At 52.5% G+C, this 18,847-nt stretch carries 22 protein-coding genes; 5 read left to right on the top strand and 17 right to left on the bottom strand.

Annotation, left to right across the window (positions count from 1 at the left end; all coding sequences use genetic code 11):
* Positions 1-8: 8 nt before the first annotated feature.
* The 3 genes from ETC02_RS07125 to ETC02_RS07115 all read right to left on the bottom strand — a co-directional run bounded on the left by ETC02_RS07125 (position 9) and on the right by ETC02_RS07115 (position 3,572).
* Positions 9-1,019, bottom strand: a complete 1,011-nt coding sequence (locus tag ETC02_RS07125) for an ABC transporter substrate-binding protein (protein WP_171698153.1) — start codon at positions 1,017-1,019, stop codon at positions 9-11.
* Positions 1,020-1,152: 133 nt separating this feature from the next.
* A complete protein-coding gene (locus ETC02_RS07120; RefSeq protein WP_094239643.1) occupies positions 1,153-2,697 on the bottom strand; it encodes a fatty acid--CoA ligase family protein in 1,545 nt (514 codons plus the stop codon).
* A 140-nt stretch (positions 2,698-2,837) separates the two neighbouring features.
* Entirely contained in the window at positions 2,838-3,572 is a 735-nt protein-coding gene (locus ETC02_RS07115; protein WP_033011608.1) for an MBL fold metallo-hydrolase, read from the bottom strand.
* Positions 3,573-3,722: 150 nt separating this feature from the next.
* Between ETC02_RS07115 and yhfH the strand changes: the two genes are divergently transcribed.
* On the top strand, positions 3,723-3,860 hold the full coding sequence (yhfH, locus tag ETC02_RS07110) for a protein YhfH (protein ID WP_020958812.1): 138 nt from the start codon (positions 3,723-3,725) through the stop codon (positions 3,858-3,860).
* 177 nt (positions 3,861-4,037) lie between these two features.
* On the opposite strand, the gene hemY is transcribed toward yhfH, so the two are convergent.
* The 6 genes from hemY to ETC02_RS07080 form a co-directional block, all read right to left on the bottom strand.
* Complete coding sequence (gene hemY, locus ETC02_RS07105; protein ID WP_050368284.1) at positions 4,038-5,462, bottom strand: protoporphyrinogen oxidase; 1,425 nt, start codon at positions 5,460-5,462, stop codon at positions 4,038-4,040.
* Positions 5,455-6,402, bottom strand: a complete 948-nt coding sequence (hemH, locus tag ETC02_RS07100; protein WP_050368283.1) for a ferrochelatase — start codon at positions 6,400-6,402, stop codon at positions 5,455-5,457. The genes hemY and hemH overlap by 8 nt, the downstream gene beginning before the upstream one ends.
* A gap of 15 nt (positions 6,403-6,417) precedes the next feature.
* Complete coding sequence (gene hemE, locus ETC02_RS07095) at positions 6,418-7,455, bottom strand: uroporphyrinogen decarboxylase (protein WP_050368282.1); 1,038 nt, start codon at positions 7,453-7,455, stop codon at positions 6,418-6,420.
* A gap of 189 nt (positions 7,456-7,644) precedes the next feature.
* On the bottom strand, positions 7,645-9,045 hold the full coding sequence (locus ETC02_RS07090) for a hypothetical protein (RefSeq protein WP_050368281.1): 1,401 nt from the start codon (positions 9,043-9,045) through the stop codon (positions 7,645-7,647).
* Between the two features lie 203 nt (positions 9,046-9,248).
* Entirely contained in the window at positions 9,249-10,463 is a 1,215-nt protein-coding gene (locus tag ETC02_RS07085) for an ABC transporter permease (protein WP_063210515.1), read from the bottom strand.
* Positions 10,460-11,197 carry an ABC transporter ATP-binding protein gene (locus ETC02_RS07080; protein WP_033013835.1) on the bottom strand — a complete coding sequence of 246 codons (738 nt, stop codon included), beginning with the start codon at positions 11,195-11,197 and terminating at the stop codon, positions 10,460-10,462. The genes ETC02_RS07085 and ETC02_RS07080 overlap by 4 nt, the downstream gene beginning before the upstream one ends.
* 477 nt (positions 11,198-11,674) lie before the next feature.
* On the opposite strand from ETC02_RS07080, the gene ETC02_RS07075 reads away from it, so the two are divergent.
* Entirely contained in the window at positions 11,675-12,097 is a 423-nt protein-coding gene (locus ETC02_RS07075; protein ID WP_033013836.1) for an HIT family protein, read from the top strand.
* Between the two features lie 77 nt (positions 12,098-12,174).
* On the opposite strand, the gene ETC02_RS07070 is transcribed toward ETC02_RS07075, so the two are convergent.
* The gene (locus tag ETC02_RS07070) at positions 12,175-13,020 is read right to left on the bottom strand and encodes a peptidylprolyl isomerase (protein WP_050368280.1); all 846 of its coding nucleotides are present in this window, start codon (positions 13,018-13,020) and stop codon (positions 12,175-12,177) included.
* 254 nt (positions 13,021-13,274) lie between these two features.
* Here ETC02_RS07070 and ETC02_RS07065 point away from each other — a divergent pair, with 254 nt between their 5' ends.
* A complete protein-coding gene (locus ETC02_RS07065) occupies positions 13,275-13,364 on the top strand; it encodes a YjcZ family sporulation protein (RefSeq protein WP_101878870.1) in 90 nt (29 codons plus the stop codon).
* A gap of 75 nt (positions 13,365-13,439) precedes the next feature.
* On the opposite strand, the gene ETC02_RS07060 is transcribed toward ETC02_RS07065, so the two are convergent.
* Positions 13,440-13,619 (bottom strand): hypothetical protein, encoded by a 180-nt coding sequence (locus ETC02_RS07060; protein ID WP_033011590.1) that lies wholly within the window; start codon positions 13,617-13,619, stop codon positions 13,440-13,442.
* A 194-nt stretch (positions 13,620-13,813) separates the two neighbouring features.
* On the opposite strand from ETC02_RS07060, the gene ETC02_RS07055 reads away from it, so the two are divergent.
* Positions 13,814-14,155: a YhaI family protein gene (locus tag ETC02_RS07055; protein ID WP_033013839.1), complete on the top strand. Its 342-nt coding sequence runs from the start codon at positions 13,814-13,816 to the stop codon at positions 14,153-14,155.
* Here ETC02_RS07055 and ETC02_RS07050 read toward each other — a convergent pair.
* Positions 14,148-14,753: an HTH-type transcriptional regulator Hpr gene (locus ETC02_RS07050; RefSeq protein WP_171698152.1), complete on the bottom strand. Its 606-nt coding sequence runs from the start codon at positions 14,751-14,753 to the stop codon at positions 14,148-14,150. The two genes, ETC02_RS07055 and ETC02_RS07050, sit on opposite strands and share 8 nt — an antisense overlap.
* A 154-nt stretch (positions 14,754-14,907) precedes the next feature.
* On the opposite strand from ETC02_RS07050, the gene yhzF reads away from it, so the two are divergent.
* The gene (gene yhzF, locus ETC02_RS07045; protein ID WP_044746248.1) at positions 14,908-15,096 is read left to right on the top strand and encodes a membrane protein YhzF; all 189 of its coding nucleotides are present in this window, start codon (positions 14,908-14,910) and stop codon (positions 15,094-15,096) included.
* Between the two features lie 112 nt (positions 15,097-15,208).
* Here the strand turns inward: yhzF and ETC02_RS07040 are convergent, their stop codons facing one another.
* From ETC02_RS07040 to yhaM, 5 genes are all read right to left on the bottom strand, one after another.
* A complete protein-coding gene (locus tag ETC02_RS07040) occupies positions 15,209-15,733 on the bottom strand; it encodes a tryptophan transporter (RefSeq protein WP_050368278.1) in 525 nt (174 codons plus the stop codon).
* A 93-nt stretch (positions 15,734-15,826) separates the two neighbouring features.
* Positions 15,827-16,909 (bottom strand): 3-phosphoserine/phosphohydroxythreonine transaminase, encoded by a 1,083-nt coding sequence (gene serC / locus ETC02_RS07035; RefSeq protein WP_050368766.1) that lies wholly within the window; start codon positions 16,907-16,909, stop codon positions 15,827-15,829.
* A gap of 123 nt (positions 16,910-17,032) precedes the next feature.
* Positions 17,033-17,221: a sporulation YhaL family protein gene (locus ETC02_RS07030; RefSeq protein ID WP_033011581.1), complete on the bottom strand. Its 189-nt coding sequence runs from the start codon at positions 17,219-17,221 to the stop codon at positions 17,033-17,035.
* Between the two features lie 107 nt (positions 17,222-17,328).
* Complete coding sequence (locus tag ETC02_RS07025) at positions 17,329-17,457, bottom strand: hypothetical protein (RefSeq protein ID WP_033013844.1); 129 nt, start codon at positions 17,455-17,457, stop codon at positions 17,329-17,331.
* Between the two features lie 26 nt (positions 17,458-17,483).
* Positions 17,484-18,461: a 3'-5' exoribonuclease YhaM gene (yhaM, locus tag ETC02_RS07020; RefSeq protein WP_033013845.1), complete on the bottom strand. Its 978-nt coding sequence runs from the start codon at positions 18,459-18,461 to the stop codon at positions 17,484-17,486.
* Positions 18,462-18,847 lie beyond the last annotated feature (386 nt).

The following is an 18,847-nucleotide window of genomic DNA, read 5'->3' as shown; positions in this document are numbered from 1 at the left end:
ACGGCCGTTTATTCAATATACTCAGCGATCGAATCCCATTCCGGATTGAGCTCAATCCCCATTTCTTGCGCGGCTTTTTTGTTGATGACAAGCTTCAATTTTTGCGGATACTGAACCGGCAGATCGGCCGGCTTTTTGCCGTCCTGCAAAATTTGCGCCGCCATTTCCCCGGCTTCATAACCGATGTCATAATAGTCGAACCCATACGCCGCAAACCCGCCGCGCTTCACAGAATCAAGCTCGCCGACAAACAGCGGAATGTCATGCTCGTTCGCCACTTGAATGACCGATTCCAACGCGGACACCACCGTGTTGTCAGTGATGATATACAGGCAGTCCACTTTGCCGACAAGCGATTCCGTTGCCTGCTTCACTTCAGCCGAGGTCGATACCGACGCCGAAACGACTTGCAAATCGGTTCCTTGCATCGCCTTTTTCACCTGCTCGATTTGAGCGACGGAGTTTTGTTCACCGGCGTTGTAGACCATGCCGACACGATTGCCCTTGATATATTTGTCAATAAATTGTACCGTTTTCGGAATCGCCTCCGGGTGCGTATCGGTCGTGCCCGTCACATTGCCGCCCGGCTTTTCCATCGATTGGACGATCTGGGCGCCGACCGGGTCGGTCACCGAGGTGAACACGATCGGAATGTCTTTTGTCGCATTGAGCGCCGCCTGCACGCTTGGCGTTGAGTTGGCGAAAATCAAGTCGACGCCGTCCGAAACAAAGTTATTGGCGATCGTTTGGTTGTTGCTTTGGTCGCCTTGAGCGATTTGCACGTCATACTCAACGGACAGCCCTTTGTCTTTTAACGCCTGCTGGAATCCCTTGCGTGCCGCATCGAGCGACGGATGCTCGACAATTTGCGTCACACCGATATGGTATGTTTTTTCCTTCCCGCCTTGTCCGCCGCTTCCCTCGCTGTTTGTTGCCGTTTCTTTCGCTCCGCCGCAGCCGCCAAGCAATAAAACGCCTGCCGCCCATAACATGGCGAAACGGTGAATCGTTTTGCCCATCCTCCGCTCCCCCTTGCTGAACATATAATCTCTTTGAACTTTTATGCTTTTATGTGTCAAATTATATAAGTTTATCACGCTATTTTCAATATAGTATTCAAAAAAAAGAAAAAGCGCTGAATATTCAGCACTATCAAACACGGGAAGCAGCAAGCTGCTCTTTTAACGCCCGCCGCAAGATTTTTCCTGTTGCATTTTTCGGCAACTCATCGAGGAAGCGGATTTCACTCGGCACTTTATATTTCGCCAGTCGTTCACGGCAGTAGGCGAGCAGCTGCTCTTCGGCCAGCTCCGGTTGTTTCTTCACCACAAACGCCAGCACCGCCTCGCCGTAATCCGGATCCGGCACGCCGATCACAGCGGCTTCGACGACGCCCGGATGACTGTACAGCACTTCCTCGACCTCACGCGGATATACATTGTAGCCGCCGACGATGATCATCTCTTTTTTCCGGTCGACGATGTAGAAATAGCCCTCCTCATCCATACGCGCCAAATCGCCGGTGTGCAGCCAGCCATCGCGCAAGGCAGCCGCCGTTTCTTCCGGCATTTTGTAGTACCCTTTCATGACGTTCGGGCCGCGCACAACAAGTTCACCGACTTCGCCGACAGGCACTTCTTCACCGTATTCATTGACGACCTTGTTCTCAACATTTTTAATGCTTGTCCCGATCGAACCGGGCTTGCGCGGCCGATCGAGAGGATTAAAGCAAGTGACAGGAGACGCTTCCGAAAGCCCATATCCTTCTGAAATGATGACGTTGAACTTTTTCTCAAAATTTTCAAGCAAGGCGACCGGCATCGACGCTCCTCCCGAGATGCAGAGGCGAAGCGTCTGCAAATCAGCGACCGTTCCTCCTTCATATTGATAAAGGAAGTTGTACATCGTCGGCACACCGGCAAAAATCGTCGCCTTTTCCTCTCGGGCCAGGGCAAACATGGCGGCCGGGCTGAATTTCGGCATAATGAGCACCGTTCCCCCGTTCATAAGCGGAGCATTGAGCGCCACGGTCAGACAAAAGACATGGAACATCGGCAGCGCGGCAATCACGCGGTCATGTTCATCGATTCCTAAATAGTCAGCCGTATCTTGGGCGTTGCTGTACAAGTTTTTATGCGTGAGCATCGCCCCTTTCGGCTTGCCGGTTGTTCCGGATGTATACAAAATGACGGCGACATCATCGTCATCAAGCTCCGGTCCTGCAAACGACGAATCGCCGGCAGCCAACACTTCTGCAAACGATTTCATTTCATCGGACAGCGAAATCCCTTTTTCCTTTCCTTGCGGCGTTTCACAAACGATGGCCTGCTTCAGCAAAGGCAGGCGCTGCTTCGCCCCGGCAAAGAGCGGAGCGAGCAAATCGAGCCCGATTACCGCTTTGACGTCGCCATTAAGCAAAATATACCCAATTTCTTCCGGCGTATAAATCGGATTGATCGGGATGACGGTCGCTCCGAGCCGCAGCGCCCCGTACAGGCCGATGACAAATTGCGGCGAATTGCCAAGCAATAAGGCGATGTGATCCCCCCGGCGAATGCCAAGCTGCGCCAATCCGTCGGCAAACCGCGACACCGCGGCGTCCAATTGTTGATACGTGCATCGTTCCCCCATAAACACGTACGCTTCTTTGTCCGGTAGTTGTTTGGCGATTTGCGCCAACCGCGTCGTTAAGTTCATCCAATCTCCCCCTTAAAAATGAATGAATGACCATTCATTTTTCAAGTAAAAAAATTCGAACTATAATTTATTATAAAAAAAAGAACGGCGAAGGACAAGCGAAAGCGCTTCCCTCGCCGTTTTTTTTTCGCTGCTTTTCGCTACTGCGCCCACACTAAGCCGGTGTGGGCGAGGCGGATGACACCGCGGAACGTCCGGCCAGCCTCCTCAACCAGCTGCTCGTGCCTGCCAATGTGCGGCAAGTGCGTCAACCATAGTTCACCAACGCCCGCCCCCTCGGCGATGGCCGCCGCTTCCTCGCTCGTCATATGGCCGGCCGGCGCCGCGTTTTGTCCGGCGTAAAAATTGCACTCGCAAATGAGCAAGTCAGCTCCTTTGGCAAACGGTATAAATTCCGGCATGTAGCTCGAATCAGCCGTGTACACGACCGTGTTGCCGCCGGCAGTGATGCGCATCGCATAACACGGAACCGGATGGACTGTTTTCAAAAATGAAAGCGAAAACGGACCGACCGCAAGCACCTTGGCCGGGTCATAAGGAATCCCTTCCGTAATGCCGCTATGCGTCAGGCGGGCGAAGGCCGCCTCATCTTCTTGGTGGCCGTAAATCGGCAGCACCGGCAAATCCGCCCCTACATTTTTATGAATGAGGCGCGCATATTGGAGCGGGCCGATATCGGCGATATGATCATAGTGATAGTGGGAGACGACAACCGCATCCAAGTTTTCTACAGCCGTGTAGTTTTGCAGCTTGGCGAGCGCCCCGCTTCCGCAGTCGACAAGCATGCGAAACCCGTCATGCTCAAACAAATAAGCGGATGTCGCTTCATTGGCGGCGGGAAACCCTCCCCAATAGCCGATGACTGTCACTTTCATTTCCTTTCCTCTCCTTCCACCCATTTTGTCTTCATCATACACGACGGCTGCCTTTTTTTCATCTTTGTTGATTTTGTTTTAAAACACCTATTGACATTTTTATCTGTGTTATAATACAATAAAATCACCAAGACAACGGAGGGGATCACAATGTTGATGAAAGTGTTAGAATTTTTCAAAAACCTGCCACCGAAAAAGTGCTCGCAATGCGGCAAAACGATCGACGAGCAGCACGAGTGCTACGGCAACACATGCTCTGACTGCCTTGGCGCCGCTTACCGCCACTAGGTGAGCGGACGCTGCCCTTGCGTCACGATGCCGGCTGCCCCGCCGGCAATAGGCTGTTCCCCGATGCAGCCTGCCTTTTTTGCTTTAATGCCCCCGTGTGCGGGGCGTTTTTTTTACACAAAAAAAGAGAGGATCATCTACTGCGATAATCCTTGCAAAAAGTAAAGCGCAAACAGCTCAGCAATCTGTTCTTTCGTCAGCGGCTGTTTGGCGCAAGTAGTCAAGCACATCACCGACCGCCTTCTCTCCTTGGTCGATGCAATCCGGCAGCCCGAGCCCTTCATACGAGCTACCGGCCAAAAACACTCCCGGCAACTCAGCCGCCATCTGTTGCTTAATTTTCGCCAGCCGCTCGCGATGCCCGACTGTATATTGCGGCATCGCCCGCTTCCACCGGGAGATGACGGCAAACTCCGGCCGGCCGTCAATTTTCATCACTTTACTTAAATCATCCAACACAACGCGGACAATCTCGTCATCCGGTTGATCGACGATCTCCTCATCGCCCGGGCGTCCGACATAGCCGCGCAGCAGCGCTTTGCCGGGCGGAGCCGTGTGCGGCCATTTTTTGTGCGTCCACGTGCACGCCGTCAGCGTGTAATCACTGCGGCGCGAGACAACAAACCCAGTTCCGTCAATATCTTGACGGATCGCTTCCTCTGGAAAAGCAAGCGCGACCGTTGCCACCGACGTCAGCGGCACGGACCGAAACGGGGCGAAAAACGGATAATCAGCGAACATATCCGGCACGACATGGTGCGGCACCGCAACAATGACGCTGTCCGCCTCCCACGTTTCACCATTGCTGAGCCGCAGCTGATACGCTGAACCGACGCGGACGATCCGCTCGACGCGCGCCCCTTTGACGACGCTGCCTGGCTCAAGCCGCTTTTCCACCTCTTCGACGAGCGACTGCAAGCCGGTTTTTAACGTCTGAAATGCCCCTTTTCGCTCCTTCTGTTCCTTTGGCGTCGTCCGTTTCGCACCGCGAACGAGGCTGCCGTATTTTTGTTCCAGCTGAAAAAACTGCGGGAACGTTGCCATTAAGCTCATTTCGTCGATGTCGCCGGCGTAAATGCCAGACAGCAGCGGTTCGATCAAATTGTCCACCACTTCATCGCCTAAACGGCGGCGAAAAAAGCGGCCAAGCGGCATATCACCGGCTGTTTTCACCGGCGGCAGCACGAAGTCGAGCGCCGCCCGCAGCTTGCCGGCCGGCGAAAACAACCCGGTCGCCACAAACGGGGCGATGCGCGTCGGGATGCCCATCACCGCTCCGCCTGGAATCGGGTGCAGCTTGCCATTGACCAAAATGTACGACTTTCCGGTCGCATTATGAACGATTTCCCGTTCGAGCCCGACTTCTTTCACAAGGCGGAATGCGCTCGTTTTCCGCGCCAAAAACGAGTCCGGCCCCCGTTCAATGACAAAACCGTCACGAACGACCGTCTGCACTTTTCCGCCGAGCCGGTGCGTCGCCTCGACAAGTTTACACGTCACTGGCAGATGCTGTTCTTTAGCCGCTTTTTGCAAGTAGTAGGCGGCCGCGAGACCCGTAATGCCGCCGCCGATAATCACAACCGTCCGTTTTCCTTCACTCATGCTTACCGCCTTCTTTTGCGAGCCGCTTTAACACGACCGTCGCCAATGCATCAATAAACAGCGGATCGGTATTCGGCATCTCCGGCCGGTAATAGCGGGCGCCAATTTCTTCGGTTACTTGCTTGCATTCAATATCGTTGTCATACAACACTTCCAAATGGTCGGCAACAAAACCGACCGGCGCATAAACGAACGACGTATAGCCGTGCTCTTCATGGAGCTGGCGCGTCAAATCTTGCACATCCGGGCCAAGCCATGGCTCCGGCGTGCTGCCGGCGCTTTGCCAGCCGACGGCGTAATGCGAGACGCCGGCTTGTTTGGCAATACGTTCGGCTGTGTCTTGGAGCTGTTCTGGATACGGGTCGCCCGCTTGAATGATTTTTTCCGGCAAACTATGGGCCGAGACGATCAACACCGCCCGTTCCCGCTCTTGTTCCGGCATGGCATCAAAAATGGCTCTCACTCGTTCGGACCAATATTGCAAAAACTTCGGCTCGTCATACCACTGGTCAATCGTATAAATAACCGGGCCGCCAAGCTTTTCCGCCGCCGCTTTGGCCCGCTCGTTGTACGAGCGGATGCTGAATGTGGAATAATGCGGCGCCAGCACAATGCCAACCGCCTCTTTTATGCCGTCGGCGTGCATGCGTTCAACCGCGTCCTCAATGAACGGCTCGATATGTTTCAATCCCAAATACGCGCGAAACTCCACGTCCTCTTGCACAGCATTCAGCCGTTTTTCAAGCTGCTTTGCCTGCGCTTTTGTAATGTTCGCCAGCGGCGACAGGCCGCCGATCGCCCGGTAGCGCGCTTTTAAATCCTCGATTTGTTCTTGCGGCGGCTTCCTCCCGTGGCGGATATGCGTATAATACCGTTCAATATCGTCTTCCTTGTACGGCGTGCCGTACGCCATCACAAGCAGTCCGACAATGTTCTTCATTGTGTTGCACCTCGTTTACTTTGCTGAAGTATACTCATGGATAAAAGCCGTCAGCCGCTTCAAAGTCGCCGGCTGCACATCAGGGAAAATGCCATGTCCCAGGTTAAAAATATAGCCCGGCTGCTCCATCCCCTCGTCCAAAATGCGTTTCACCCGCTCTTCGATCACATTCCATGGAGCGAGCAACACCGCCGGATCCAAGTTGCCTTGGATGGCTTTCACAATGCCTTGACGGCGCGCCTCCCGAATTGACAGCCGCCAATCAAGGCCGATGACGTCAAGCGGCAAATCGTTCCACTCGCGCGCCAAATGGCCCGCCCCGACGCCAAACATAATGAGCGGCACGCCTTCCTCGCGCAAAGCGGCAAAAATGCGCGCCATCGCCGGCTTAATAAACGCCCGGTAATCGTCCGCATTCACCGCCCCGACCCAAGAGTCAAAAATCTGCACCGCGCTCGCCCCGGCCTGAATTTGCGACCGCACGTAGCGGATCGTCATCTCGGCGAGCTTGTCCATTAAGGCAAACCATGCCTTCGGTTCCGTATACATAAACGCTTTTGTTTTATGGTAATTTTTTGATGGTCCGCCTTCAATCATGTAGCTCGCCAACGTAAACGGCGCACCAGCAAACCCGATGAGCGGCACGTCAAGCTGCTCGTTGACAAGCAACCGGATCGTCTCCAGCACGTATGGCACATCATGTTCCGGATCGATCTCCCCGAGCCGTTCGACGTCTTGAAGCGAGCGAATCGGATTGGCGATCACCGGCCCGATGCCGCCCTGAATCTCAACATCAACGCCAATCGCCGGCAGCGGCGTCATAATGTCTTTATATAAAATCGCGGCATCAACGCCGTATTGTTCGACCGGAAGCCTCGTGACATAGGCGCACAGCTCCGGTTCATGCGTAATCTCAAACAGCGAGTATTTTTCTTTCAGCGCCCGGTACTCCGGCTGCGACCGGCCGGCTTGCCGCATGTACCAGACCGGCACATAATCCGTTTTCTCGCCGCGGCAGGCGCGCAAAAATGTATCGTTGATCCGTCTTGTCATCTCCATCCGCCTTTCTTTTCCCCAATCGAGCTGTCCGTTTCCGATTTTTTGCTTATCTATTTTTCACTATACAGGTTTCCCCGCTCTATGTATAGAGAAGGAAACAAACTGTCAAAAAATCGACCGATTTTCAGCCTATGACCATTATACCAAAAAAGCTGCCCTGGCCGCACAGGACAGCTTTTTTCGTCAGATCAGAAACATGGCGACAACGGTTGTGACCGCCAGACCGACCGCTACCGGAATCAAGTTGCGCCGCGCCAACTCAAACGGATCGACGCCGCAAATGGCCGCGGCCGGGATGAGCGCCCACGGAACAAGCGTGCCGCCGCCGACCCAAATGGCAGCGATCTGGCCGAGCGCCGTTAACGTGGCCGCCCCGCCGCCAATGGAGACCGCAAACAAATGGGCGACCGAACCAGCGAGCGAGATGCCGGAAAACCCGGAGCCGTCAAGACCGGTAATCGCCCCGACAATCGTGAGCGTCACTGCCCCGATTTCGTTGTTCAGCGGCACTGCATGAGCCAAGGCGACCCCTAAATCGTTGACAATGCCCTGTGACGCCTGCGGCAAGTAGTCGCCGATAATTTTTACAAATCCGGCATCGCCAAGATAGAAAAAGGCGGCAATCGGAATGACAGGACCGAACACTTTAAATCCGAACTGAAATCCTTCAATAAAGTAATTGGTCACTTCAGCAAAGCTCTCTTGCCGGTGGGCTAAAACGGAAATGAGGATCAAAATAAAAATCGCGGTTCCGCCGACTAAGGCTGTCGCCTCGCCGCCTTGCAAGCGCAAATAAAACATCGCGATGACGTCAAGGGCAAACAACACCGGAATCAACAGCGCCAGCCATTTTTTCGCCGTCTCGGCGAGCAGTCCTTCCGTTTTTTCGAGCGCCGAATCCGTGGCAGCAGCGATTTCTGCATCGCCGACCGCCAAACGTCCTTGCTCCATGTCGCGGCGCAGCAAATAAAACGCGGTGACGGTCGTGACCGCCCCCATGACAAACACGAGCGGCACACTAGCGGCGATGACGTCGCCAACCGGCAGGCCGGCTGCATCGGCGGTCAGTTTCGGCGCCCCTTGAATGATGAAATCGCCGGAAAGCGCGATGCCATGCCCAAACAAGTTCATCGCCATCGCCGCTCCTAACGCCGGCAAGCCCACCCGGACCGCTGCCGGCAACAGCACCGCCCCCATTAAGGCAACGGCTGGAGACGGCCAGAAAAACCAGGAGATGACCATCATCAAAATCCCGATCGTCCAATACGCCCAAGCCGGCGTGCGGATCAAGCGGACAAACGGCGATACCATGACATCATTGATGCCGGTCGCCGACAACACTTTGCTCATCGACACAATGATTGAGATGATCAAAATCGGCGGCAGCAATTCGGTAATGGCGTAAATAAAACTGTTAAACACCCCGCTGACTGCCGCGCTCAGTGAATGGGTAGCGACCGCCGCCAACAAAAAGATCCCAGCAATGCAAACGAGCGATGTATCTTTGCGGGCAACCATAAACCCAATGATGAGCATGATAAACAGCAAGTAAATCCAGTGCAGCGCCACAAGCTCTACACCCATACACAATCCCCTTTCCCCCAACTTCCAGCCCAGCCCGCCGGACATGCGCCTGGGCTGGTGTACTACAGCATATGAAGCGGGAAAGAAGGTGTGAAACAAAAAAGAAGCGCTGCGCTGGGAGAGCATCAAGCAGAAACAGCACGTTAAGGGCTTTCCGTCGCCCCTTTCAAAAAAGAAAGACGCCGGCCTTGGCTCGAAAAGCGCTAATAGCCGGCGTTGGCCCTCCGGCGCGGGCGTCCATAGCGCCCGGCCGCCCAGATCCCCCACGCGTTTCCGCCCACCCAAGTGGCAAGCCAAAGAAAACGGGGGGAGACAGCAGCCAATACAAGGTGAAACAACGTATTTTGCGCGATGAGCAAGATGGCGAACAGCCGCATGGCAGCGGCGGGCGATTCCGTCCGCGGCAGCGGGTACAGCCGCGTCCATAGCGAATAACGGTGGCGATGAGGAAGCGCCGCCAATTGAACAGCGGTCGCATACAACACCAAAAGCACCGTGGCCGCCCGCATATATTCATGGTCGGCCGCCGCGAGCACGACGCATCCGATGGCGGTTAGCCGCACATACAGCCCTGCGTACCCGCCGGCGCGCAAAAACGTGCGTGCATACAAATGGAAAAAGACGTGCCGCGGCCCGTACGGAATAAAGGCCAGCAACGGGTCGAGCCAACGCCGCCGCTTCGCCGTCTCCCGCCATTCCGGAACGTCCGTGAACAAGTTGGCCACCCGGTAAAACAATCGGGCTGCGCGCTGCTCTTCGGCGATGAGCCGCTCCCACTTCCATGTTTTCCCTTCTGTCCACCGCCATAAGCAGACGGAAAGAGCGGCCATCAACGCGGCGACCGTTCCGAAAAACGGCCACGGCGCCGCCGCCAGCCAAAAGTACACGACAAGCGCCGATGCGCCCAAGCGGACAAGCGCGCTCCAACGATGAAACGACGGTTCAGCGATGTAATTCCCCTTCCAACTCGCCCATAAATTCCATAGTTTTAAACAGACGATGCCGAGCAAAAAGAGCGGCCACGGCACCGGCGAAAACCGGACATGGAGCGGTCCGGCCGCCAAAAGAAGCAAACATAGGCCGTAGGAGTGCCACACTGCAGAGAAAACAAACGCCCGGCGAATATATGGACGCAGCCGGCGCTCGGCCGGCAGCAAAAACACCATATCCGCTTCACGAAACAAGGTGCGCACCGAGCCTGACGCCGCCGCCCAACCAAACACCGCCGCAGCGATGGCTGGGTACGGAAATGAGGGGGGGAGCTGTTCGATCGAGCGTTTATACACGACCGCCGCCCAACCCAACACGATGAACAGGCCGACAAGCAAATGGTCATTGAACATGTAACGCAAGTACCGGAGCCTTCGCCTCCCCTCCGCTCGAAAGCGCTCCTGCCAAAGCTTGCCGGCGTCCATCATGGCGCATCATCCTTTGTTAATTCAATGTACACCTCATCAAGCGTCGCATGTTTCAACCCGGACTGGCGGCGGATGTCATCAAGCGTTCCTTTCGCTTTCACGCGCCCTTGGTGCAAAATGACAAACGAGTCGCAATACCGCTCGGCCGTTGCTAAAATATGGGTTGATAACAAAATGCCGGCTCCCTTCGCCTTTTGTTCATTCATCCGCTCGAGCAGCGCATGAATCGCAAGCGGATCAAGGCCAAGAAACGGCTCGTCGATCATATAAAGAGGCGGTTCAAGCAAAAAGGCGCAAACGATCATCACTTTTTGTTTCATCCCTTTGGAAAAATGGGCCGGAAACGAAGAAAGACGCCGCTCGAGGCGGAACTCGCGAAGCAAGGGAGGAAGGCGGCGTTCGTATTCCGCCTCGCTCAACCCGTACGCCATCGCCGCTAGACGCAAGTGTTCTTCCAATGTCAGTTCTTCATACAACACCGGCGTTTCCGGAATAAAGGCAAACTGCTTCCGGTACGCCTCCGGCTCGGCCGCGAGCGTATAGCCGTTGATCGAAACCGTCCCGCGGCGCGGCTCCATCAAACCGATAATATGTTTGATTGTCGTGCTTTTCCCGGCCCCGTTCAAGCCAATCAAGGCCACTATTTCGCCGCGCTCAACCGAAAATGTCACATCCTCAAGCACGTTTTGCGCTGTATACCCTCCGGATATATGATCCACTTGCAAAAGCGCCATCGTCCGCTAACCCCTTCCACCGCGAAATGGCTTTTGCCCCCATTGTACCAAAGAGAAGCGGTTTTTACCAAAAAAGTTTGTTGCCCCTCCCTGCATAAACACTGCCTCTGCGGGCATGATAAATAGCGAAGAGGGGATGGGGATTCACCAAGCAAAGGCTGATGAACGATCCATCTGAAATGGGGTGTTCGTCAAAGACACCGTTGTGAGCCGCAAGACGTTGTAAACCGTTCATGAACAAGGGCCATCTGTCTGTTGCTGAGAAGCAACGAACCTGTCCAAAGGGGATGGTCGCGTTGAACAAAGGAAGCGCTCACGCCTAAACGACTTTGTCGCAAATGGGGTGTTCATCAAACGCACATTTGATTGAATCATCCTCTCCCCTTTTCACCAGCCGGGATGTAACCGCATGCGGGATTACATCCCGGTTTTTTTATGGTAAAATGAAGAAAACGAAAGGAAAGGGTGACCGTTCCTATGAGTGATTGCATTTTTTGCAAAATCGTCAACGGTGAGTTGCCGGCGGCGAAAGTGTACGAAGACGAGCATGTGCTTGCCTTTTTGGACATCAGCCAAGTAACGAAAGGGCATACGCTTGTCATCCCAAAAGTACATACAGAAAACGTTTTTACGCTTACGCCGGAGGCAGCCGGCCGTCTGTTTCGCGCCGTGCCGGTAATCGCCAACGCGCTGAATAAAGCGTTTTCCCCCGTCGGGCTCAACTTATTGAACAACAATGGCGAGCAAGCGGGGCAGACGGTGTTCCATTACCATCTTCACCTCATTCCACGCTACGGCAAAGGGGATGGGTTTGGCGCGGTCTGGAAGTCGCATGCAAGCGACTATACGCCCGCTGACCTGCAGGCGATCGCGGCCGCCATTCGCGAGCAGCTCGGCTGATCTCCCGTTGTTGAACAGCAGAAAGGTCAAGCCCACAAATAAAAAAACGGAAGCAGGGATGTTCTGCTTCCGTTTTTTTACTGTTTTCCTTGCTGCTCGATCACATCTTGCAAATCTTTGTCTTTGATCTCAACACCGGCATCTTTCACCAATTTGTCCACTTTTGACTGCATCGTCGCAGGATCAAGCTTGTTCCGTTTGACTTCAAACGCAATTTCGTCTTTCATTTCGTTGAACGACTTTTTCTTTTCTTTGTCCGTCACTTTAATGATATGGTAGCCGTAATCCGTTTTCACCGGATCGCTCACTTCGCCGACTTTCAGCTTATAGGCGGCTTCTTCAAACTCCTTGACCATTTTCCCTGGGCCAAACCAGCCTAAATCGCCGCCGTTGGACGCCGAGCCTGGATCTTGGGAGTATTCTTTGGCCAACTTGGCGAAATCCTCGCCTTTATCAAGCTTCGCCTTTACTTCTTTTGCTGTTTTTTCATCTTTGACCAAAATATGGCTGGCACGAATTTTCGGCTTGTAGTTGTCATAATACTCCTTCAGCTCTTTCTCCGTCACTTTTATGTCTTCAACGGCCGCTTTCGTCCGCAGCAAATCAAGCTTGACCATGTCACGGATCACTTTTTCTCCGTTCTGCTGCACGGCCAAATCATATTGCGTTCCATACGCTTCCTTGATTCGTTCGATTTCGCGGTCGATCTCTTCATCGGTTACCTTGTATTTTTTGCTCAACACTTTTTCGTCAATCAAATCACGAAGGACGGATTTGCCGACGCGCTCTTTCATCTCATTATAAAATTCATCTTTCGTAATATTGCCGTTTTTCGTTTCCACAATCGCTTCCGAACCGTCGTTGCTGCAGGCCGACAAAGCCATGAGCGAAACGACGGCAGCGGCCATCATCCATTTTTTCATTCGCTTCACAACTCCTACATCTTTTTTCGATTGAATGTTCCCACGCTTTCAAGCGGCGCAGATCGAATGGCGCCCAAGCTCGCCCAAGAAACAACATGCTCGCCTCTTCAGCCACGACAATAACTATACCATATTTTCAATGAAAAAAAAACCTCTTTCCGCTTTAGTCATCCGCCCATAACATGCACGCTTGTCATACATATGATGAGGATGAAGCGCTCGACAGGCTTCTTCTTACGAAAGGGGGTGTTACGATGAGCACACCTTATTCCGGAGGCTTTGCGTTGATTGTTGTGCTGTTTATTTTGCTAATCATTGTCGGCTGCGCCTGCGTCATCTACTAAACAAAAGAGGGTGTCCCCCGAAACCGGGAGCACCCTCTTGCTTCCTCTTTCCTGATCGGCCGCACCGGCTCCTCGTTATGTAAACAACACTTCAAAATAAGAAGAAATCAATAAAATCGTAATCAGTACGTTGATCGTCCGGAAAACCGCCGGCTGCTGCTCCTCCGGGATGTCTCGCTGCGCACAAAGCGAGTGGGTGAGCTGATTCACAAAAAATAAAACCGCCACTGCCAGAGGGATAAAGTAAAGCGCCAAAACTCTTCCCCTCCTTCTCATCTTCACCAAACACCGTCCATGGCTTTAACTTTACCTCGTCCGCCGCCGGAAATCAATCTTTTTTCTCTCGAAAAATACGGTGAAGCGATTTTCCCTATTGGTGAATGCGCACAAATCCGGTAAAATATACGTAAACACGGTTGCACTTTATGCCAGCCAAAGGAGCACGGTGTATGGAGTCGTTGGAAAAGCGAGTGGCCAAGCTCGAATTTCACCAGTCATTGTTGCTGGAAATGGTCGATGAAACGAAAAAACCGTTTTACTCCCTTGTGATCCGCGCTGATTTGACCAAAGAAGAAGTCGACGCATTCCTATCGTTTTGCCAAGAGCTCGCCGAGCAATATGAGCGGCAAAAAGCGGAAGGGTTGACGATTTTCACCCCTCTGCTCGTGCAGTTTGCCGGGATGCTCCATCCGAACCTTCCGCTCGAACAAACGGTTGACGCCATGTTGGCCCAACAACTGTTTGTGCCGCTGATGACCGAGCTGAAAATGCTCATTCAAACCGTCAATTAGCCTGGCTGGCCAGCTCTTTCTCCTGCTCTGTCGCTTTCGCCGTCCGCCTGACGAGCTTGCCGTCTTGCTCGACAAAGTCTTCCTTAATGTTCTCAAACGCCCGCTCAAAAATTTCCATAAAATCATCGCCATAAATATTGCGGACGATGCACATCATTTCTAAAATTTCCGGAAACTTTCCGTACAACTCGCGCAACGGCAACGCCCCATTAAAAACGGCATTTTGCGTCGGGTCATACGTCTCCATCAGCTTCATCAACACTTCTTCGCCTTTTTCGGTCAACTCAATGTACGTATTGCGCTTGTCGTCTTGCCTTTTGGAAAATGAAAGCAACCCTTTTTCTTCCAGCTTTTTCGAAAAGTTAAAAGCTGTCGAAACGTGCATCACACCAAATTTGGCAATTTCTGAGATCGATGCTCCTTTAAAATGGTAAGCAATCCATAAAATATGATGCTCATTAATGTTCAAATCGAATGGCTTGATCCATTGCTGCCAGTCTTTTTCAATCGATTTCCATAGCGCCTTGCTCAGCTGGGCGATCCGTTGGCTAAATAGCATTGCCTCTTTAACGGAATAATGCTGTTCTGTCCCCTTCATCGTTCCACCCACTCTTTCCCTCACCGTATTTTTTATTTCCTATTATATCAATAAAACAAAAAAGAATAAAGACAAAAATATTTATTTTTATGATTTTTTTGCATATTCATAGTAATAAGCCTAAGGAGACTGCCGCATACAGGAGGAAAACGCAATGATGTATATACAATGGATGCTTGCCGCAATCGGATTCGTATTTTTCTGTCTTTTTATAAACACTTTCTTTTCTTTATGGAAAGCGCGGGCGTACCCGCCAAAGGCGCTGCTCAAAGAGCAAGCTTTGCGCTATATTGGAATAGCATCGCTTTGTCTGTTTGCCGCCTGGCTTCTCAGCTACGCTTAGCGTTTGTTTGAATTTTCAAATAAATAAAGGCAGGGAAGGAGCTGCAAACCAGCATCGTTCCGCCTGTTTGATAGCAAAAAACCCGACCAGCCATGATCGGGTTTTTTGCCGTTTACACGTGTGCTGTGACGTTCATCCGCCGGAAAATGGACGCCGCAATCGGATAGATAATGGCCATGGCCACCGCATTTAACGCCGCGGTTGGCAGCACAATCGTGACAAACAGCGCAGAAAAGGTCGTTCCACCCGGCAACCCAACAATAAGGAGCGCCGCGGTTAAAAACACCGACCCGGAAATGACGGTGCCGACAGCCGCCAGCACCGCCGCCCCGGCCACGGTCTGGCTGTACTTTTTCACCGCAAAGATCAGGGCAAAGACGACGAAGGCCGTGATGATTTTGTCGATCATATTCGGCAGCTGCCCGCCCGGAAATGTCGTCGTCATGGCGGAAATCAACCCGGTGGCGACGCCGACAAGACCGGCCGTCTTGACGTTTGGAAACAGCAAAATCGCCAACACCATCATCGCCAGCATCATATCCGGCTTCATTCCGAAAAACAACCCCGGAATGGCGGCGTGCAACACGGCTCCGATTCCGACTAACAGCGCCATCGATACTAATGTTCTGGCATTCATGCTCATCTCTCCTCATCTCTCCTCATCTATTCTCATGCTCGAGAATTTTCTATTATTATATCACTTTGCAGTACAAAAGTGAAGAAGAAAGTTTCAGGCAAAGCGGCGGCGAAAATCGTTCATAAACGATGCGAGCGCTTCGCACGCCTCAAGCGGCACCGCATTGTAAATCGACGCCCGGCAGCCGCCGACCGATCGGTGCCCGCCGAGCCCGACAAACCCGCGTTCTTTCGCCTCGGCGAGGAACGTTTTCGTCAGCTCCTCATTTGGAAGCGTAAAGGTGACGTTCATGAGCGAACGGCTCCCCTTTTCGGCGTGCGGTTTGTAAAAGCCGCCGCTTTCATCAATCGCCTCATACAGCACGGCCGCCTTTTGCCGGTTGCGCTCTTCCATCGCCGCCACACCGCCTTGCTCTTCGACCCATTCGAGCACGAGCGACAGCATGTAAATCGCAAACGTCGGCGGCGTGTTGTACAGCGAATTGCTCTTCTGATGCGTCCGGTAATCAAGCATCGTCGGCAGCCCGTCCGGAATGCGCTCCAGCAAATCGTTGCGGAGAATGACAACCGTGACTCCTGACGGCCCGAGATTTTTTTGCGCCCCGGCGTAAATGAGGGCAAACTTGCTGACATCGAACGGCCGGCTTAAAATGTCGCTCGACATATCCGCGACCAGGTCAACCGGCGTGTCCGGAAATTCCTTCCATTGGGTACCGAAAATCGTGTTGTTGGACGTAATATGGACATAGGCGGCGTTTTTCGGCCATTTCACATCATCGAGCGGCGGAATATACGTGTAGTTCGCCTCTTTGCTCGACGCGACAACCGTTGTCAAGCCGATTTTTTGCGCTTCTTTCAGCGCTTTCTCCGACCACGCCCCGGTCAGCACATAACAGCCGATTTTCCCTTCCGTGAGGAGGTTCATCGGCACCATCGAAAACTGCAAGCTCGCCCCGCCTTGCAAAAATAAAACGTCATACCCGTCCGGCACATTTAGAAGTCGCTTGAGCCGCTCTTTCGCCGCATTGTGCACCGCCTCGTATTCCTTGCTTCGGTGGCTTAATTCCATCACCGACATGCCGGTGTTTTGAAAATTAAGCAGCTCTTTTTGCGCCCGCTCAAGCACCGGAAGCGGAAGCGCGGACGGGCCGGCGTTGAAGTTGTATGCTCGTTTCATCGTCATCCCTCACTTTGCCTCCTGGTAGTCCGTTGATATTACTATCCTAACACGATTCAAAAAAAAAGAAAGAGAATTTTTTGAAAAAAGCGTTTTCAAAAATCAAAAAAAGAAAGCCCTTGGCTATTGCAAGGACTTCGCTTGCTTCCGCCGCTCCCGTTCTTGACGGATGCGCTCCATATAAATTTCGCCTTCTTTTTCTATAAACGCCTCGTCGATTTCCCGCTCGCGCGCCGCTGTTTTTACAGTCATGTAGCCGCTGAAAATAATGCCGGCCACGACCAAATAAATCCACCATGGCAAACTGAACATCGCCATCCCCTCCTTGTACGCTTGTCTTACTACACTATACGCGTGAACGGCCAGCTGTATGCATGAAGAAAGAGGCGGGGACACCGCCTCTTTCCTCGGGACAACGCTTATGCTTCGTTTCGCTTCTTCTTTGTTTTCTTCTTCGTTTTCTTCCACTGTCGGCGCAGTTCGCTCAACGTTTCTTTCGCCTGTTCGTGCTGGGATGTCGGGACGATTTCAATGATCGGTTCGATCATGATCCATCCCTCCCTTGATCCGCCCCCTACTCTTTACTACCCGCGTTTTTTGGCTTTGAAACAGATAAAAACACCGGCTTGTAAAACGAGCGATTGTCAAGGGCAAAGACGCGTTCGGTGAATTCACCTGGTTTTACTTTCTCAAGCGCACGGTCGATCATCGTAATTTTCGCATCCAAATTGTCAATGTAATGAAGCACCTCGGCTTCTTTGACAAGCGGCGGCTTCGGGCTGCCCCATTCCGCCTTGCCATGATGCGCGAGCACAAGATGCTGCAAAATGACGACTTCCTCACCTTGAATGCCGAGCTGTTCCGCCGCCTTGCTGATCTCGCTCACCATGATCGAAATGTGTCCGAGCAAATTTCCTTCCAGCGTATACACCGTCGATACCGGACCAGATAATTCCATCACTTTGCCAAGGTCATGCAAAATGACGCCGGCATAAAGCAAATCTTTATTGAGCGACGGATAGAGATGGACGAGCGCCTTGGCGAGCTCGAGCATCGACACGACGTGGTACGCCAGTCCGGAGATGAATTCATGATGGTTTTTCGTCGCCGCTGGGTACTCAAAAAACGCCTTTTCGTATTTTTTCAACAAATAGCGGGTAATGCGCTGGATGTTTGGATTTTCCATCGCAAATATGTATTCCATGACTTTCGCCTTCATTTCCTCGCGCCCGAGCGGAGCCGTCTCCAAAAAGTCATCGATGCGCACCGCATCGCCCGGATGAGCAGGACGGATCGAACGGATGCGCAACTGCAATTTGCCGCGGTAGTTATGGATGTCTCCCGCCACTTTGACGATGCACTCCGGCACATACCGCTCTTCATCATCTGGCGAGACATCCCACAGTTTCGCTTCAATGTCGCCGCTTTTATCTTGCAAAATCAACGTTAAGAACGGCTTGCCATTGCTGGCGATGCCTTTCGTTGCGGATTTGATGAGCAAAAAGAGATCAACTTGTTCCCCAACCTCATAATGGATGATGCCTTTCGCCACTTCGTTCTCCTCCGTTTCTCTGTACGTATTTTCTAGTATATCATAACGGGCAAAGGGCAAAAAGAAAGCCTTGCCGAAACGGCAAGGAAACATTGGCCCGAACGGCCCGTCCACTGTTTATTTTTTTGTTAGCTGAATGGCCCGTTTTATCTTAATTAGGCGAGAAGACTCCCACTTCAACGAAGCGAAGCGGAGTAAGTGGGAGATGAATCGCCTTAACTATATTTTGCTGAAAATAGGATAGATTCAGTAAAATATGGTATAATATAGTTAGATGGGAGGTGAAAAAATGTATTTTTGTATCAAACAACAGCTAAATGGTTTGACCAAAGAAGAATACTTGACTCTTCGAGAACTGTGCCATATTGCCAAGAACATGTACAACG

Origin of the sequence: Geobacillus sp. DSP4a, assembly GCF_013096875.1 — a bacterium.
In the GTDB taxonomy this organism is placed as follows: Bacteria; Bacillota; Bacilli; order Bacillales; family Anoxybacillaceae; genus Geobacillus; species Geobacillus thermophilus.
The sequence above is the reverse complement of the archived record's forward strand: the minus strand, read 5'-3'. Positions and strand labels throughout refer to the sequence as shown.

What these genes read in the sequence shown, in the direction of transcription:
- serC (WP_050368766.1), bottom strand. Translation starts at nt 16,909, where the DNA reads ATGAAACGAGCATACAACTTCAACGCCGGCCCGTCCGCGCTTCCGCTT.
- ETC02_RS07070 (WP_050368280.1), bottom strand. Translation starts at nt 13,020, where the DNA reads ATGAAAAAATGGATGATGGCCGCTGCCGTCGTTTCGCTCATGGCTTTG.
- ETC02_RS07115 (WP_033011608.1), bottom strand. Translation starts at nt 3,572, where the DNA reads ATGAAAGTGACAGTCATCGGCTATTGGGGAGGGTTTCCCGCCGCCAAT.
- ETC02_RS07055 (WP_033013839.1), top strand. Translation starts at nt 13,814, where the DNA reads ATGGAGTCGTTGGAAAAGCGAGTGGCCAAGCTCGAATTTCACCAGTCA.
- hemY (WP_050368284.1), bottom strand. Translation starts at nt 5,462, where the DNA reads ATGAGTGAAGGAAAACGGACGGTTGTGATTATCGGCGGCGGCATTACG.
- ETC02_RS07030 (WP_033011581.1), bottom strand. Translation starts at nt 17,221, where the DNA reads ATGTTCAGTTTGCCATGGTGGATTTATTTGGTCGTGGCCGGCATTATT.
- ETC02_RS07080 (WP_033013835.1), bottom strand. Translation starts at nt 11,197, where the DNA reads ATGGCGCTTTTGCAAGTGGATCATATATCCGGAGGGTATACAGCGCAA.
- ETC02_RS07090 (WP_050368281.1), bottom strand. Translation starts at nt 9,045, where the DNA reads ATGGGTGTAGAGCTTGTGGCGCTGCACTGGATTTACTTGCTGTTTATC.
- ETC02_RS07075 (WP_033013836.1), top strand. Translation starts at nt 11,675, where the DNA reads ATGAGTGATTGCATTTTTTGCAAAATCGTCAACGGTGAGTTGCCGGCG.
- yhzF (WP_044746248.1), top strand. Translation starts at nt 14,908, where the DNA reads ATGATGTATATACAATGGATGCTTGCCGCAATCGGATTCGTATTTTTC.
- ETC02_RS07040 (WP_050368278.1), bottom strand. Translation starts at nt 15,733, where the DNA reads ATGAATGCCAGAACATTAGTATCGATGGCGCTGTTAGTCGGAATCGGA.
- ETC02_RS07125 (WP_171698153.1), bottom strand. Translation starts at nt 1,019, where the DNA reads ATGGGCAAAACGATTCACCGTTTCGCCATGTTATGGGCGGCAGGCGTT.
- yhfH (WP_020958812.1), top strand. Translation starts at nt 3,723, where the DNA reads ATGTTGATGAAAGTGTTAGAATTTTTCAAAAACCTGCCACCGAAAAAG.
- ETC02_RS07025 (WP_033013844.1), bottom strand. Translation starts at nt 17,457, where the DNA reads ATGATCGAACCGATCATTGAAATCGTCCCGACATCCCAGCACGAACAG.
- hemH (WP_050368283.1), bottom strand. Translation starts at nt 6,402, where the DNA reads ATGAAGAACATTGTCGGACTGCTTGTGATGGCGTACGGCACGCCGTAC.
- ETC02_RS07120 (WP_094239643.1), bottom strand. Translation starts at nt 2,697, where the DNA reads ATGAACTTAACGACGCGGTTGGCGCAAATCGCCAAACAACTACCGGAC.
- ETC02_RS07065 (WP_101878870.1), top strand. Translation starts at nt 13,275, where the DNA reads ATGAGCACACCTTATTCCGGAGGCTTTGCGTTGATTGTTGTGCTGTTT.
- ETC02_RS07050 (WP_171698152.1), bottom strand. Translation starts at nt 14,753, where the DNA reads ATGAAGGGGACAGAACAGCATTATTCCGTTAAAGAGGCAATGCTATTT.
- hemE (WP_050368282.1), bottom strand. Translation starts at nt 7,455, where the DNA reads ATGACAAGACGGATCAACGATACATTTTTGCGCGCCTGCCGCGGCGAG.
- ETC02_RS07085 (WP_063210515.1), bottom strand. Translation starts at nt 10,463, where the DNA reads ATGATGGACGCCGGCAAGCTTTGGCAGGAGCGCTTTCGAGCGGAGGGG.